Here is a 15,247-nt window from a genome sequence, read left to right as displayed (position 1 = left end):
GGGCGGGCTACTTCTTGTCGATGCTGAGGAAGGGCATCGGCGCCGAACCATAGACGTTGGTCGGCAGCTTGCCGTCCCAGCGCCTGGCCTTTTCCAGCTCGACCTCGATGCGGCGCAGCTCCAGCACGTCCTTGTTCTGGGCCAGCGCGAGGTTCTGCACCTTCAGGGCGTCCGCTTGGGCGGTGGCGATCTTCAGCGCAGCGTAGGCCTCGCCATCGGCGCGTGCCTTCTGGGCCGTTGCCTCGGCCTCGGCGACCGCGACCTTCTGCTTCTGCTCGGCCGTCACCGTCAGCACCTTGTTCTCCGCCGCCTGGCGCAACTGCTCCTGCGTCGCCTTCTCGTTGATCGCGGCCATGTACTCGCGCGAGAAGGAGAAGTTGCGCATGTCGATGTTGATGATGTGCGCACCGTACAGGGCAACCTTCACGCGCAACTGCGAGCCGATTTCGTTGGAGACGATGGCGCGCTTGGCGATGAGTTCGGGCGCGGTGAATTTTGCTGTCACCGCCTTGAAGGTTTCCTGCGTGGCGGTGCTGATGTAGCTGTCGAGGTTGCCGTCCTTGCTGTACTGCTCGAACACCTCCGCCACCTTGTTGGGCAACACGCTGTAGCGCACCGTGAGGCTGGTGGTCACCGGCTGCAGGTCGGAGGTGCTGCCCTCGGCCTTCTCGATGTCGGCCTGCTCGGCGCGCACGTTGAAGATGTTGAGCTTCTCCCATGGCCACAGCAGGAGGTAGCCCTCGCTCTGGATGCCCTTGATGTTGCCCCCCACCGTGATCACGCCGCGGTGGCCGGTGGGCACCGTGTGCAGCGGGTTGACGATGGCACCGGCGACCAGCAGCGCCAGGCCGACGGCGCCCCAGCGCACGTACCTGTAGTTCACTTCCATCGAGACTTCTCCCTCCAAGTTCGGATTCGGTGCAGGGCCAAGCTCGGGCCGTTGCTCTCGGCCTCCGGGCGACTGCATCCGCGGGGAAGTATCGATGAGCCTTCGGAATTTGAGGCCGTGGCGCAGCACGCACGTTGTGGCGATGCCGAAAACTTGGCACTGCCGCGCAGGGCGGGGGAAGTCTTGAAAAAAGCAATGCGCCCGAACGGCGCTGAAAGTCAGCCCTGGAAGAGGCTGGTGCCGGAGGCCGGAATCGAACCGGCACGCCTTGCGGCGGGGGATTTTGAGTCCCCTGCGTCTACCAATTTCACCACTCCGGCAGCTGGAGGGAAGGGAGCCCGAAATTATGGCACAGTGCTTGCCATGAAGTACCCGACGATCGAAGACGCCATTGGCAAGACGCCCCTGGTGGCGCTGCAAAGAATCGAAGCGGCGGACAACGCCAAGCGCGGCAACGTGATCCTCGCCAAGCTCGAAGGCAACAACCCCGCAGGTTCGGTCAAGGACCGCCCGGCCCTCTCGATGATCAGGCGCGCCGAGGAGCGCGGCGAGATCAAGCCGGGCGACACGCTCATCGAAGCCACCTCTGGCAACACCGGCATCGCCCTGGCCATGGCGGCCGCCGTGCGCGGCTACCGCATGGTGCTGATCATGCCGGAAGACCTCTCGGTGGAACGCGCCCAGACGATGAAGGCCTTCGGCGCCGAGCTGGTGCTCACGCCCAAGAGCGGCGGCATGGAATACGCCCGCGACCTGGCCGAGCAGATGGTGGGGCAGGGCAAAGGCCGCGTGCTCGACCAGTTCGCCAACCCCGACAACCCGCGCATCCACTACGAGACCACCGGCCCCGAGCTGTGGGAGCAAACGGGCGGCAAGATCACGCACTTCGTGAGCGCGATGGGCACCACCGGCACCATCACCGGCGTGTCGCGATTCCTCAAGGAAAAGAACCCGGCCATCCGCATCGTGGGTGCGCAGCCCGACGAAGGCTCGCGCATCCCCGGCATCCGCAAGTGGCCGCAGGAATACCTGCCCAAGATCTACGACCCCAGCCGCGTCGACGAGACCGTCAACGTGAGCCAGGACCATGCCGAGGAAACCTGCCGTCGCCTGGCGCGCGAGGAAGGCATCTTCGCGGGCATCTCGTCGGCCGGCGCGCTGTGGGTGGCCCTGCAGGTGGCCCGGACGGTGGAGAACGCCACCATCGTCTTCGTGGTGTGCGACCGCGGCGACCGCTACCTGTCCACCGGCGTCTTCCCCGCCTGAGCAGGAGCCCGCTTATGCCCCAGCCCAAGTTCTGCCAGGTCTGCGCTACGCCGCTGGAATGGATCACGCAAGTCGAAGACAGCGGCCCCACGGAGCGGCTGCGCTGCCCGGCCTGCGGCCACACGCACTGGAACAACCCGACGCCGGTGCTGGCCGCCATCGTCGAGTACCGCGGCCAGGTGCTGCTGGCGCGCAATGCGGCCTGGCCGGGCAAGATGTTCGCGCTCATCACCGGCTTCATGGAGGCCGGCGAGACGCCCGAGGAGGGCATCATGCGCGAGGTCAAGGAAGAGACCAACCTCGACGTGAGCTTCACGAAGATCGTGGGCGCCTACGACTTCCAGCGCATGAACCAGGTGATCATCGCCTACCATGTGGTGGCCGACGGCGAGGTGAAGCTCTCGCCCGAGCTGGTCGACTACAGGCTCTACGACCTGCCCCAGCTCAAGTGCTGGCCCGCAGGCACGGGCTATGCGCTGGCCGACTGGCTGCGCACGCGGGGCCACGAGCCGGTGTTTTTCACGCAGGAAGAGAACGAAGAGCGGCGCAGGGGCCTGAACCTGCCGCCGGAGGAGCCACAACGTGCAGGTTGATCGCGAAATCGATACCCGCGGGCTGAACTGCCCGCTGCCCATCCTGAAGGCGAAGAAGTCGCTCAACGAGATGCAGAGCGGCCAGCTGTTGCGCGTGGTCGCCACCGACCCCGGTTCGGTGCGCGACTTCCAGGCCTTCTCGCGCCAGACCGGCAACGAGCTGGTCGAACAGCAGACCGAGGGCACCGACTACATCCACGTGCTCAAGCGGCGCTGAGTTGCTGCGCCCATGAAAAGGCCGGGCTCGACCCGGCCTCGTCTTGCAGCCGGCGTGCGCCGGCGGTGCGCAAGCCTCAGAGCTTCAGGCCCTTGAGGTATTCGCGGAACTGCCCACCCACTTCGGGATGCGCCAGCGCCAGTTCCACACTGGCCTGAAGGAAGCCTTCCTTGCTGCCGCAGTCGTATCGGGTGCCTTCGTAGGCATAGGCGTAGACCGATTCCTTGTCCAGCAACGCCGCGATGCCGTCGGTGAGCTGGATCTCGCCGCCCGCGCCCTTTGGCTGGTTGCGGATCTGCGCGAACACCGAGGGCGAGAGGATGTAGCGGCCCGCCACGCCCAGGCGCGACGGGGCGACGTCGGGACTCGGCTTCTCGATCATGCGGCGCACGCGGGTGAGGCCGTTCTCGACCGCATCGCCAGCCACGATGCCGTAGCGCTTGACGTGTTCCAGCGGCACTTCCTGCACCGCCAGGATCGAGCCGCCCAGGCGCGCGTGCGCAGCCACCATCTGCTGCAGGATGCCCTGGCCGCCCTTGGGGCCCACCATCAGGTCGTCGGCCAGCAGCACGGCGAAGGGCTCCTTGCCCACCAGGTGCTCGGCGCACAGCACCGCATGGCCCAGGCCCAGCATGCGGGGCTGGCGCACGTAGGAGCAGGTCATGTCCTCGGGCACCACCGAGCGGGCGATGTCCAGCAGGGCCGTCTTCTGCTGGGCCTCGAGCTGGCTTTCCAGCTCGTAGGCGGTGTCGTAGTGGTCCTCGATGGCGCGCTTGTTGCGGCCGGTCACGAAGATCATGTCGCGGATGCCAGCCTCGTAGGCCTCCTCGACGGCGTACTGGATCAGCGGCTTGTCCACCACGGGCAGCATTTCCTTGGGCTGCGCCTTGGTGGCGGGGAGGAAGCGGGTGCCGAAGCCCGCTACGGGGAAAACGGCCTTCCGGATACTCGTCGTCGTCGAATTGGGCATGCTGGAAACTCTGAGTTAAGGAATCTGAGACACAGATTCCTATCCTAAAGGCCCCAGGTGGCCTTCAACGTCAGCCAAGACGCACTAACTGGTCTTTCAGCCTAGTCAGCATCGCGGAAAAGTTCGCAACCCGTTGTTTTTCCTGCGCAATGACGGCTGGCGGCGCCTTGGCCACGAAGGCCTCGTTGCCCAGCTTGGCGTTGGCCTTGGTGATCTCGCCCTCGATGCGCGCGAGTTCCTTGGCGATGCGCGCCTTCTCCGCGCCCTTGTCGATCTCCATGTGCAGGCACAGGCGGGCCGGGCCGACCACGGCCACCGGCGCGGCCTCGGCGGCCGTGGTCCAGGAAGCCTCGTCGTCGAACACCTTCACTTCGCTGAGCTTGCCCAGTGCCTGCAGCACCGGCGCGGCGCTGCGCAGGAAGGCCGCGCTGTCGGCGTCGTCCGCAACGGCATACAGCGGCAGGCGGGTGGCGGGCGAGACCTTCATCTCGCCGCGCAGCGTGCGGCAGGCATCCACCAGCGCCTTCAGGCGCGCGGCGTACGCCTCGGCGGCCTCGTCGATCTTGCCGGGCTGGGTCTCGGGATAGGCCGAGATCATGATCGACTCGCCCTGGCGGCCGGCCACGGGCGCCACCTTCTGCCACAGTTCCTCGGTGATGAAGGGAATGAGCGGATGGGCCAGGCGCAGGAGCGCCTCCAGCGTGCGGATGAGCGTGCGGCGCGTCGCGCGCTGCTGCGACTCGTCGCCGGTCTGCAGTTGCACCTTGGCGATTTCCAGGTACCAGTCGCAAAACTCGTCCCAGGCGAACTGGTAGATGGCGTTGGCCACGTTGTCCAGGCGCAGGGCGTCGAAGCCCTGGGCCACTTCGGCCTCCACGCGCTGCAGCTTGGACGCGATCCAGCGATCGGCCTGCGAGAAGCTCAGGTAGCCGTGCGCCGGGCCACCCGGCTGGCACTCTTCCTTGGTGTGCTCGCGCAGGCCGCAGTCGAAGCCCTCGCAGTTCATCAGCACGAAGCGGGTGGCGTTCCAGAGCTTGTTGCAGAAGTTGCGGTAGCCCTCGCAGCGCTTGCTGTCGAAGTTGATGCTGCGGCCCAGCGAGGCCAGCGATGCGAAGGTGAAGCGCAGCGCGTCCGCGCCGAAGGCCGGGATGCCCTCGGGGAATTCCTTCTGCGTGTTCTTGCGCACCGTGGGCGCGGTCTCGGGCTTGCGCAGGCCCTGCGTGCGCTTGTCCAGCAGCGTGGGCAGGTCGATGCCGTCGATCAGGTCGACCGGGTCGAGCACGTTGCCCTCGGACTTGCTCATCTTGTGGCCGTGCGAATCGCGCACCAGGCCGTGGATGTAGACCTCGCGGAAGGGCACCTTGCCGGTGAAGTGCTTGGTCATCATGATCATCCGGGCGACCCAGAAGAAGATGATGTCGTAGCCGGTGACCAGCACGCTGGAGGGCAGGTACAGCGCCAGGTCCTCGGTCTCCTCGGGCCAGCCCAGGGTGGAGAAGGGCACCAGGGCCGAGGAGTACCAGGTGTCCAGCACGTCCTCGTCGCGGCGCAGCGTCTTGCCGGGCGCTTGCGCCAGGGCCTCGGCCTCGTCGTGGGCCACGTAGACCTTGCCATCTTCGTCGTACCAGGCAGGGATCTGGTGGCCCCACCACAGCTGGCGCGAGATGGTCCAGTCCTGGATGTTCTCCATCCAGTGGTTGTAGGTGTTGACCCAGTTCTCGGGCACGAACTTCACCTCGCCCGAGCGCACGGCCTCGATGGCCTTGTGGGCGATCGACGTGCCGTCGTTGCCTGGCTTGGTCATGGCCACGAACCACTGGTCGGTGAGCATGGGCTCGACCACCGCGCCGGTGCGGGCGCAGCGCGGCACCATCAGCTTGTGCTTCTTGGTCTCGACCAGCAGGCCCAGGGCCTCCAGGTCGGCCAGCACCGACTTGCGGGCCACGAAGCGGTCTTGCCCGCGGTATTTCTCGGGCGCGTTCTCGTTGATGGTCGCATCGAGCGTGAGCACGCCGATGATGGGCAACTGGTGGCGCAGGCCGACGGCATAGTCGTTGTGGTCGTGCGCGGGCGTGACCTTGACCACGCCGGTGCCGAATTCCTTGTCGACGTAGTCGTCGGCGATGACCGGGATCAGGCGGTCCACCAGCGGCAGGCGCACCTGCTTGCCGATCAGCGCCTTGTAGCGCTCGTCCTCGGGGTGGACCATCACGGCCGTGTCGCCCAGCATGGTTTCGGGGCGGGTGGTGGCCACGGTGAGCTCGCCGCTGCCATCGGCCAGCGGGTAGCGGATGTGCCAGAGGAAGCCGTCTTCCTCCTCGCTCTCCACTTCCAGGTCGCTCACCGCTGTCTTGAGCACCGGGTCCCAGTTGACCAGGCGCTTGCCGCGGTAGATGAGGCCTTCGTTGTACAGCTGCACGAAGGTCTGCGTGACGATCTTCGAAAGGCGATCGTCCATGGTGAAGTACTCGCGGCTCCAATCCACCGAGTCGCCCAGGCGGCGCATCTGGTTGGTGATGGTGTTGCCGGACTTCTCCTTCCATTCCCACACGCGGGCGACGAAGTTCTTGCGGCCCAGGTCATGGCGGCTCTGGCCCTGCTCCTGCAACTGGCGCTCCACCACGATCTGCGTGGCGATGCCGGCATGGTCCGAGCCCGGCACCCACAGCGTGTTGTCGCCCTTCATCCGGTGGTAGCGGGTGAGGCTGTCCATGATGGTCTGGTTGAAGGCATGGCCCATGTGCAGCGTGCCGGTCACGTTGGGCGGCGGCAGCTGGATGGAGAAGGCCGGCTGCCCGGCCTTGGCGGCCTGCGTGCCGCGATAGCCGGCCTTGGCATAGCCGCGGCGCTCCCATTCGGGACCCCAGTGCGCTTCCAGCGCGGCGGGTTCGAAGGACTTGGACAGGCTCTGGAGGCCGGGCTGGTTCGGGGTGTCGCTCATGGCAGGGGGCAGAAAGCGGGTAGGGAAGCGGTCGCCTGCCGCCCGTGGCGGGCCTCGCGGCGCCGGGGTGGTGCAGGCAGGAAGGACATCCCGCAGGATGCCGCAGGGCGGCCCAAGGGCCGGAAAGCCATCGATTTTAAGGCGATGCGGCCACTTGCGCCGGTGCCGTGCCGGGCGATTGCCCGGCCGGCCTGCTCGCCGGCAGGGGTCACCCGATAATCCCTCGATGCTCTTCCTGCTGTCTCCTGCCAAGTCGCTCGACTACGAAAGCGACATTCCCGCCGATCTTCCCGCCACCACGCCCCATTTCGAGAGCCCGCGCGGCCCCTCGGTGGAACTGATCCGCATCCTGCGCCAGAAGTCGCCGCAGGACATCTCGCAGCTGATGGACCTGTCGGACAAGCTGTCCCTGCTCAACGTCGGCCGCTACGCCGACTGGCGCGCCAGGAGCACGCCCGAGAACTCGCGCCAGGCGGCGCTGGCCTTCGACGGCGACGTGTACGGCGGGCTGGACGCGAAGTCGCTCAGCCCCGAACAGCTGGATTGGGCGCAGCAGCACGTGGTGATCCTCAGCGGCCTCTATGGCGTGCTGCGCCCGCTGGACCGCCTGCAGCCCTACCGCCTGGAAATGGGCACGCAGCTGGCCAACCCCAAGGGCAAGGACCTCTACGCCTTCTGGGGCAAGCGCATCTCGGCCTACCTCAACACGCGTGCTGCGGCCGATGCCACGCCGGTGGTGATCAACCTGGCCTCGCAGGAATACTTTCGCGCGGTGGACCTGAAGGCGCTCAAGGCCCGCGTGGTCGAGTGCGTGTTCGAGGAATGGAAGCCCCAGCCCGGCAAGGCCGGCGGCGGGCAGTACAAGATCATCAGCTTCTTCGCCAAGCGCGCCCGCGGCCTGATGGCGCGCTGGGCCGTGCTGCACCGCGCGGCCACGCCGCAGGCGCTGGAGCGATTCGACCTCGAAGGCTATGCTTTCGTTGCCGCCGCCTCCCGTCCCGACCGCATGGTGTTCCGCAGGAAAAGCCCATGACCGACCAGCAGCAAGCCTCCTACTCCCGCCAGCCGATCAGCGACGACCTGCGCCGCTGGGTGGACGAGCAACTCGCCGCCGGCCACACCGTTGCCGCCTTGCGCAGCTCCATGCGCGAGGCCGGCTGGATGCCGGACGCCATCGACGCGGCGCTCGGTACAGAGGTGCTTGCCGAGACCGCGATGCCAGCAGGTCGACCGTCGCAGCCGACCACCGCCATGCCGGGCCCGGCAATGGAAGGCGCCCCCACGCTGATCGATGCGGGCGACCGCCAGGTGCGGGTGCAGCTCACCATGCGTCATCCGCGGGTGGTGGTCTTCGGCGACCTGCTGTCGGACGAGGAGTGCGATGCCCTCATCGACGGCGCGCGCGAGCGCCTGGCGCGCTCGCTCACGGTGGAGACCAAGACCGGCGGTGAAGCGCTCAACGTCGACCGCACCAGCGACGGCATGTTCTTCACCCGCGGCGAGAACGCGGTGGTGCAGCGCATCGAGGCGCGCATCGCCCGGCTGCTGAACTGGCCGGTGGAATACGGCGAGGGCCTGCAGATCCTGCGCTATGCGCCGGGCGCGCAGTACCGCCCGCACTACGACTACTTCGACCCCGCCGAGCCGGGCACGCCCACCATCCTGCGCCGCGGCGGCCAGCGCCTGGCCACGCTGGTGATCTACCTGCAGGCGCCGGCGCAGGGCGGCGGCACCACCTTCCCCGATGTCGGCCTGGAAGTGGCGCCCTGCCGGGGCACCGGCGTCTTCTTCAGCTACGAACGGCCCGATCCGGCCACCCGCACCCTGCACGGGGGCGCGCCGGTGCTCGCGGGAGAGAAATGGGTGGCCACCAAGTGGCTGCGCGAGCGGGAGTTCAACTGAGCATGAAGGTCCGCGCCAACGGCATCGAGATCGAGGTGGACGACCAGGGCCCGCAGGACGGGCCGGTGGTGCTGCTCATCATGGGCCTGGGCATGCAACTGATCGGCTGGCCGCGGGACTTCGTGCAGCCGCTGGTGGACGCAGGGTTCCGCGTGATCCGCCACGACAACCGCGACATCGGCCTGTCCGAAGGCTTCGACCATGCGCCGCGACACAACTTCGTGTGGCAGTCGGTGCGCGCGCGGCTGGGCCTGCCAGTGCGCTCGCCCTACACGCTGCAGGACATGGCCAATGATTCGCTGGGCGTGCTCGACGCGCTGGGCATCGAGCAGGCGCACGTCGTCGGCGCTTCGATGGGCGGCATGATCGCGCAGCGCGTGGCTTCCAGCGCGCCGCAGCGGGTGCTCTCCCTCACCAGCATCATGAGTTCCAGCGGCGCGCGCGGCCTGCCCGGACCCGACCCGAAGGTGGCGGCGGGCCTGTTCCGGCGTCCGCCGGGGCGCAGCGAAGAGGCGCTGGTGGCCTACAGCCTGGGCTTCATCCGGCTCATCGAGAGCCCGGCCTATCCCTGCGACGAGCAGGACCTGCGCGAACGCGTCACCTTCGCCATGCGCCGTGCCTACCGCCCGGCAGGCCTGTTGCGCCAGATGCTGGCCATCGGCGCCGACACCGGCCGCCGTCCCGACGAGCTGGGCCGCATCCGCTGCCCGACGCTGGTGCTGCATGGCGAGGCCGACCGGCTGGTGCCCATCGCGGCCGGCCGCGACACCGCGCGTCGCATCGCCGGTGCGCGCTTCTTCAGCATTCCCGGCATGGGGCACGACTTCCCGCCGCCGGTGAACCGGCTGCTGCTGGCCCACATCATCCCTTTCCTCGCTTCGGTTCCTGCGAAGGACACCGCGCCATGACCCTTTCCAACACCCCCGAGCAGTCGCAGCTGGGCCGTGCCTCGGCCTACGTCGACCAATACGACCCCACGCAGCTCTTTCCCATCGCCCGCGAGACGCAGCGCGCCACCATGGGCATCCAGGAGAGTGCGCTGCCCTTCTTCGGCGCCGACTTGTGGACCGCCTTCGAGCTGAGCTGGCTGAACGCGCGCGGCAAGCCGCAGTTGGCCATCGCGCACTTCACCATTCCGTGCGAGACGGCCAACATCATCGAGAGCAAGTCCTTCAAGCTCTACCTCAACAGCTTCAACAGCAGCGTGTTTCCCGATGCGGCCGCCGTGCGCGAGCGGCTGGCGGACGACCTGAGCGAAGCAGTGTGGCGTGGCAGCGAGCGCAGCGGCCGCGTGGGCGTGAAGCTGCTGGCGCCGGAGATGTTCGACCGCGAGCAGGTGCACGAGATGGATGGCGTCGACCTGGACCGGCTGGACCTGGAGTGCACCCGCTACCAGCCCGCGCCCGATCTGCTCAGCGCCGCCTTCGATGAAATCCCGGTCACCGAGACGCTCACCAGCCGCCTGCTCAAGAGCAACTGCCTGGTCACCGGCCAGCCGGACTGGGGCAGCGTGCAGATCCGCTACAGCGGCCCGCAGATCGACCAGGCCGGGCTGCTGCAGTACATCGTGAGCTACCGCCAGCACAACGAATTCCACGAGCCATGCGCCGAGCGCATCTTCACCGACATCTGGCAGCGCTGCCGCCCCACCAAGCTGGCGGTGTATGCGCGCTACACGCGCCGCGGCGGGCTGGACATCAATCCCTTCCGCGCCAGCTGGCCGCAGGCGCTGCCGGCCAACGTCCGGACGGCTCGACAGTAGCTGTCGACGTGTTCCTACACGCCGCCCCAGCCCGTCCATCGATACTGCCCGGATGATGAAGGCCTCGCCCGCCGCCCGCAGCTGGATCGCGGCAGGCGTTCGACACGAACTGCTCACCCGCGTGCTCCCCGCGCTCCGCCATGACATGGTGGGGCCGGTGTCCGTCATGCGCATGGGCATGCTGATGCTCAAGCGCCAGGTGGAGTCGCCCCACATCGACGCCCAGGCCTGCAGCGAGCGCGTGGCATTGATCGAGTCGCAGATCGGCGAACTCATCGAAGGCGTGCGCCTGCTGCGCAACTGGGAGCTCGCCACCTCCGACGAGGGCATTGCGCGTTCGGCCCTGGTGCAGCTGTGCGTGTCGCTGCTGCGTCCGGCCTTCAGCCTTCAGGGTGTGCAACTGGATGTCGCGCCCGAGTTGGAGCAGCCCACGGCCGATGATGAGCCGCGTTGGCCGCGCGCCGCGGCGCTGCGCTACCTGCTGCTGTGCGGCCTCAACTACCTGCACGACGCGAGCCCGGAAGAACCTACCGTGATCAGCATCGCGCCGGAAGCCGAGGACGGCCTGCTGCTTCGCATGGGGCCGGCCCCGCACGGCGAGCTCAACGGAAACGCCATGTCCGAGGCGGCCGTCGTGCACCGCGCGCCACGGGCCCTGGCCATCGACGCAGTGGCGCTGCAGGGCCTCGCCGACGACCTGGGCTACGAGATCTCGGTGGGCGACGACAGCACGGTTCGCATCCGCCTGGGCGCAGACTGAGGGTGCGCACGGCGCCGCCGGCGCGCAAGGGGTGAGAATCGGGGGCTTGGTTCTTGCAACGAGTCCCCCATGAACATTCCATCCTTCCGTTTCCATGGCCGCGCCGCCTGCGGCGCTGTCGCCATTGCCCTCGCCGCAGCCCTCGCCGGCTGTGCCACGCCCGGCACCGGCGCTACAGCTTCTTCCACCACCACGCCGACCGCTGCCAAGGCAGCACCGGTGCAGGTCAAGGTCTTCGTCGCCGCCATGTTCGAAATCGGCCAGAACACCGGCGACCGCGCCGGCGAGTTCCAGCACTGGTACGAGCGCTACTGGAAGGGCGCCACGCCCATCGCCGTGCCCGGCGCGCTGGGTCCGGTGTATTGCAATGCCGACGGCGTGTGCGGCTCGGTGCTGGGCATGGGCAAGGTCAACTCCTCGTCCTCGATGCAGGCCATCCTGCTGAACCCGGCCTTCGACTTTTCCAAGGCCTACTACGTGATCTCCGGCGTGGCCGGCACGCCGCCCGCGCGCGGCACCATCGGCGAAGTGAGCTGGGCTACCTGGCTGGTGGACTACGACCTGGGCCACCGCTGGGCGCCGGAAGAGAACAAGGCGGGCGAGCCGACCTTCATGCCGCGCAAGGGCTACGAGGACTACCGCCGATTCAAGCTCAACCCGGACCTGGTGGGCTGGGCCATGAAGCTGAGGGCCGACACGCCGCTGAAGGATTCGGACTCGGCCCGCAAGTACCGCCAGCGCTACCCGCAGGCCGCGGCGCGCCGCGCGCCCTTCGTGGGAACCGGCACGCACATGACCGGCGACACCTTCTTCCACGGCCCGGGCATGTCCAACCAGGCGCAGTACATCGCCAAGCTCTACGGCGCCGACGACTACGTCATCACCGAGATGGAAGCCGCGGCCATCACGCTGGTGATCAAGCGCACCCATGGCACCGACCGCGTGATGAGCCTGCGTGGCGCCGTCAACTTCGACCAGGGCAACCCGCGCGAGACCACGCTGCAGCACCTGGACCCGGCCCCCGGCGAGACGGCCGGCGGCTTTGCCGAGACGGTGGAGAACATCGCGCTGGTCGGCACCCGCGTGGTGGACCACATCACCACGAACTGGACGCAGTGGCAGGCGGGCGTCCCGCCGCTGAAGTAAGCCTCAGGGCTTCTCTTGCGCCAGGTGCGCAGTGACGGTGAAGTCGAAGGGCGTCCAGCGGCCCACCGTCACGCCGGCCGCGCGCAGCCCTTCGCCGGTCCAGCTGTTGCAGGTGCGAAAGAGGTTCGCGCTGCCCAGCGCTTCGTAGAAGGCGTCGTTGCGCGCATAGTGCGCGCCCGGCACCGGCCGTGCTTTGCCCTGCGGCAGGCTGGCGCGCACGTGGGCCACCAGCCGCTCGTACTGCGCCTGCGACAGCGGCAGGCGGTAGGCCTTGCCTTGGGCCAGGTCCGCCTCGCGCAGGTGGCTCACATGCAGCAGCGCGCCGTTGCGGCCCATCGCGGCGCGCAATGCGTGGCGCGCGCTGAGGTCGGACCACTGCGGCGTGTAGAGGTAGATCTCGCGGTCGCCCCAGCCGATGGCGATGTAGCGCGCATCCGGCGGCGCGGCGAGCGCATGCGCCGGCGGGAACAGCGCCGTCCAGTCCATGCCGTGGCCGCGCAGCGGCAGCACCAGGTCGGTGTGCACGCCGTTGCTCAGCACCCAGGCCTGGAGCACGGCGGGTTCGCGCGGCGCATCGCGGTTGAGGGGCCAGGCCATGAGCAGGCAGGCCATGGCGAAGTAGAGAAGCAACGCCGCCAGCGGCGCCAGCAGCACGATCAACAAGCCGCGCAGGGCGTTGCGCATGGCGTGCGCGACGCTAGAACAGCGAGCCGGAGGCGTTCTGCACCTCGGCCCTGGCACGCGCAACGCGGCCCGCCGGGCGCTCCACGGGCGGCGTGGTGGCCTCGGGGCTGTCGGCCCTGGCCAGCGTGCCCACGCGCACGCCCAGCAGGCGCAGCGGCCGCTCCAGCGGTACGCGCTTGAGGCACTGGCCGGCGGTCTGGCGGATCAGCCTGCCGTCGGCGGTGAAGCTGGCCACCGTCTGGTCGCGCGTGGCGATCTTGAAGTCGTCGTAGCGCAGCTTGATGCCGATGGTCTTGCCCACGTAGCCCTTGCGCTGCAAATCTTCGGCCACCTTCTCGCACAGGTGGGTGAAGATGGCGCCCAGCTCGGCGCGGTCGCGCACCGCGTGCAGGTCGCGCTCGAAGGTGGTCTCGCGGCTCATCGAGACCGGCTCGCTCTCGGTCACCACCGGGCGGTCGTCGCGGCCCCAGGCCACCTCGTGCATCCAGGCGCCGGAGGACTTGCCGAAGTTGGCAATGAGCCAGTCGCGCTCGCAGGCGGCCAGCTGGCCCATGGTCTCGATGCCCAGGCGCTTGAGCTTCTCGTCCGCCTTGGGGCCGATGCCGTTGACCTTGCGGCAGGGCAGGGGCCAGATGCGCGTCTGCAGGTCGTCCTCGTACACCACCGAGATGCCGTTGGGCTTCTGGAACTCGCTGGCCATCTTGGCGATGAGCTTGTTGGGCGCCACGCCGATGGAGCAGGTCAGGCCGGTGGCCTCGAAGATGGATTTCTGGATCAGCCGCGCCAGCACGCGCCCGCCTTCGCGCTGGCCGCCGGGCACCTCGGTGAAGTCGATGTAGACCTCGTCCACGCCGCGGTCCTCCATCAGCGGGGCGATGTCGCGGATGATGCCCTTGAACTGGCGCGAGAAGCGGCGCACCTCGTCGAAGTCCACCGGCAGCACGATGGCCTGCGGGCACAGCTTGGCCGCCTTCATCATGCCCATGGCCGAGCCCACGCCGAAGACGCGCGCCGGGTAGGTGGCGGTGGTGATCACGCCGCGGCCCACGTAGTCCTTGAGCAGCGGAAAGGCGTTCACCGGGACGTCCGCGAGGCTGCCGCCCTCGGGCAGGTGCCGCAGGATGGCTTCGTCCACGCGGCGCCTGGCGCCGCCGATCACCACCGGCAGGCCCTTGAGCTGCGGGTAGCGCAGCAACTCGACGGACGCGAAGAAGGCGTCCATGTCCAGGTGGGCGATGCGGCGGATCGGTTCGGTCACAACCCTCGATTTTCGCAGGCTGGGGGCGTTTCCGCCCGGCGCGCCGTTCATCGCCCCTGGCCGCAGGACCACTGGTGCGCCGGGCGCTTCGATGCCATCATTGCCGCCATCATGCAGACCATCGCCACGATCTTCTGGCGCCGGCTCGATGCGCCGGGGCACGACGCCTGCCGGCTGGAGCGGCATGGTGAATCCTGGCAGCTCGACGGTGCGGCTGTCTTCCAGCACACCGACGGCCGCCCGGCACGCCTGGACTACCGGGTGTACTGCGACAAGGCCTGGCACACCAAATGGGGCCGCGTGCGCGGTTGGGTGGGGTCGGGCCAGGTCGACTTCGCCATCGCCCGCAATGCGCGCGGCGACTGGACGCTCAACGACGAAGTGGTGCCGGAGATGGGCCATTGCATCGACCTCGACCTGGGCTTCACCCCGGCCACCAACCTGGTGCAGTTGCGCCGCCTGAACCTCAAGAAGGGCGAGGCCGCCGACGTGCCCGTGGCCTGGATGGACCTGGACGGCGATTCCCTGGCGGCGGTGGCGCAACGCTACACGCGGCAAGGCGACGGCGAGTACGCCTACGAGTCGCCGCGCTTCGAATACAAGGAAACGCTCAAGGTGGGCGATGAGGGTTTCGTCACCCGCTACCCGGGGCTCTGGGAATCGGTGAGCTGAGCGGGGCTCAGCGCTGTGGCATGTCCTTGACGGAGTAACCAAGGCTCACGGTCGCGTCTTCCGGGATGGGCGGCATGGTGCCGTTCCAGGCTTCCCAGGCCGCGCGCATCGCGTCCAGGCGCTGCGGCTCCTTCCTGCCCAGGTTGGCGCGTTCGCGCTCGTCCTGCGGGATGTTGAACAGGTAGTC

Annotated in this window: 15 protein-coding genes, 1 tRNA gene and 1 pseudogene; 10 read left to right on the top strand and 7 right to left on the bottom strand. The window is 68.2% G+C overall.

Going from position 1 to position 15,247, the window contains the following annotated elements:
• Positions 1-7 precede the first annotated feature (7 nt).
• Both BM345_RS17385 and BM345_RS17380 read right to left on the bottom strand, forming a co-directional pair.
• The gene (locus BM345_RS17385) at positions 8-889 is read right to left on the bottom strand and encodes a prohibitin family protein (RefSeq protein WP_217653998.1); all 882 of its coding nucleotides are present in this window, start codon (positions 887-889) and stop codon (positions 8-10) included.
• Between the two features lie 235 nt (positions 890-1,124).
• Positions 1,125-1,209: transfer RNA gene (locus tag BM345_RS17380), tRNA-Leu, on the bottom strand.
• A gap of 43 nt (positions 1,210-1,252) precedes the next feature.
• Here BM345_RS17380 and cysM point away from each other — a divergent pair.
• From cysM to BM345_RS17365, 3 genes are read left to right on the top strand one after another with little or no spacing between them, the layout of a single operon-like run.
• On the top strand, positions 1,253-2,155 hold the full coding sequence (gene cysM, locus BM345_RS17375) for a cysteine synthase CysM (protein ID WP_093381497.1): 903 nt from the start codon (positions 1,253-1,255) through the stop codon (positions 2,153-2,155).
• 14 nt (positions 2,156-2,169) lie between these two features.
• Entirely contained in the window at positions 2,170-2,748 is a 579-nt protein-coding gene (locus BM345_RS17370) for an NUDIX hydrolase (RefSeq protein ID WP_093381495.1), read from the top strand.
• Positions 2,738-2,965, top strand: a complete 228-nt coding sequence (locus BM345_RS17365) for a sulfurtransferase TusA family protein (RefSeq protein ID WP_093381493.1) — start codon at positions 2,738-2,740, stop codon at positions 2,963-2,965. Before BM345_RS17370 ends, BM345_RS17365 begins: the two co-directional genes overlap by 11 nt.
• Positions 2,966-3,041: 76 nt before the next feature.
• Here BM345_RS17365 and galU read toward each other — a convergent pair whose 3' ends face one another.
• Positions 3,042-3,935 carry a UTP--glucose-1-phosphate uridylyltransferase GalU gene (galU, locus tag BM345_RS17360; RefSeq protein ID WP_093381491.1) on the bottom strand — a complete coding sequence of 298 codons (894 nt, stop codon included), beginning with the start codon at positions 3,933-3,935 and terminating at the stop codon, positions 3,042-3,044.
• Between the two features lie 70 nt (positions 3,936-4,005).
• The gene (locus BM345_RS17355) at positions 4,006-6,876 is read right to left on the bottom strand and encodes a valine--tRNA ligase (RefSeq protein ID WP_093381489.1); all 2,871 of its coding nucleotides are present in this window, start codon (positions 6,874-6,876) and stop codon (positions 4,006-4,008) included.
• Positions 6,877-7,102: 226 nt separating this feature from the next.
• On the opposite strand from BM345_RS17355, the gene yaaA reads away from it, so the two are divergent.
• The 6 genes from yaaA to BM345_RS17325 all read left to right on the top strand — a co-directional run bounded on the left by yaaA (position 7,103) and on the right by BM345_RS17325 (position 12,446).
• Positions 7,103-7,909: a peroxide stress protein YaaA gene (yaaA, locus tag BM345_RS17350; RefSeq protein ID WP_093381487.1), complete on the top strand. Its 807-nt coding sequence runs from the start codon at positions 7,103-7,105 to the stop codon at positions 7,907-7,909.
• A complete protein-coding gene (locus BM345_RS17345; RefSeq protein ID WP_093381486.1) occupies positions 7,906-8,778 on the top strand; it encodes a 2OG-Fe(II) oxygenase in 873 nt (290 codons plus the stop codon). The genes yaaA and BM345_RS17345 overlap by 4 nt, the downstream gene beginning before the upstream one ends.
• Before the next feature lie 2 nt (positions 8,779-8,780).
• Positions 8,781-9,686: an alpha/beta fold hydrolase gene (locus BM345_RS17340; protein WP_093381484.1), complete on the top strand. Its 906-nt coding sequence runs from the start codon at positions 8,781-8,783 to the stop codon at positions 9,684-9,686.
• A complete protein-coding gene (gene queF / locus BM345_RS17335) occupies positions 9,683-10,540 on the top strand; it encodes an NADPH-dependent 7-cyano-7-deazaguanine reductase QueF (RefSeq protein WP_093381483.1) in 858 nt (285 codons plus the stop codon). Before BM345_RS17340 ends, queF begins: the two co-directional genes overlap by 4 nt.
• A gap of 55 nt (positions 10,541-10,595) precedes the next feature.
• The gene (locus BM345_RS17330) at positions 10,596-11,300 is read left to right on the top strand and encodes a hypothetical protein (RefSeq protein ID WP_093381762.1); all 705 of its coding nucleotides are present in this window, start codon (positions 10,596-10,598) and stop codon (positions 11,298-11,300) included.
• 69 nt (positions 11,301-11,369) lie between these two features.
• Entirely contained in the window at positions 11,370-12,446 is a 1,077-nt protein-coding gene (locus BM345_RS17325; RefSeq protein WP_254789789.1) for a purine-nucleoside phosphorylase, read from the top strand.
• Positions 12,447-12,449: 3 nt separating this feature from the next.
• Here BM345_RS17325 and BM345_RS17320 read toward each other — a convergent pair whose 3' ends face one another.
• Entirely contained in the window at positions 12,450-13,130 is a 681-nt protein-coding gene (locus tag BM345_RS17320; protein ID WP_093381481.1) for a TIGR02117 family protein, read from the bottom strand.
• 13 nt (positions 13,131-13,143) lie between these two features.
• A complete protein-coding gene (locus BM345_RS17315; protein ID WP_175545045.1) occupies positions 13,144-14,352 on the bottom strand; it encodes a Y-family DNA polymerase in 1,209 nt (402 codons plus the stop codon).
• A gap of 147 nt (positions 14,353-14,499) precedes the next feature.
• On the opposite strand from BM345_RS17315, the gene BM345_RS17310 reads away from it, so the two are divergent.
• Complete coding sequence (locus BM345_RS17310) at positions 14,500-15,060, top strand: putative glycolipid-binding domain-containing protein (RefSeq protein WP_093381478.1); 561 nt, start codon at positions 14,500-14,502, stop codon at positions 15,058-15,060.
• Between the two features lie 7 nt (positions 15,061-15,067).
• Here BM345_RS17310 and BM345_RS17305 read toward each other — a convergent pair.
• Positions 15,068-15,247, bottom strand: a pseudogene (locus BM345_RS17305) (twin-arginine translocation pathway signal protein); the annotation flags it as partial.

Source organism: Variovorax sp. OV329 (assembly GCF_900114785.1).
Lineage (GTDB): Bacteria > Pseudomonadota > Gammaproteobacteria > Burkholderiales > Burkholderiaceae_C > Variovorax.
The sequence above is the reverse complement of the archived record's forward strand: the minus strand, read 5'-3'. Positions and strand labels throughout refer to the sequence as shown.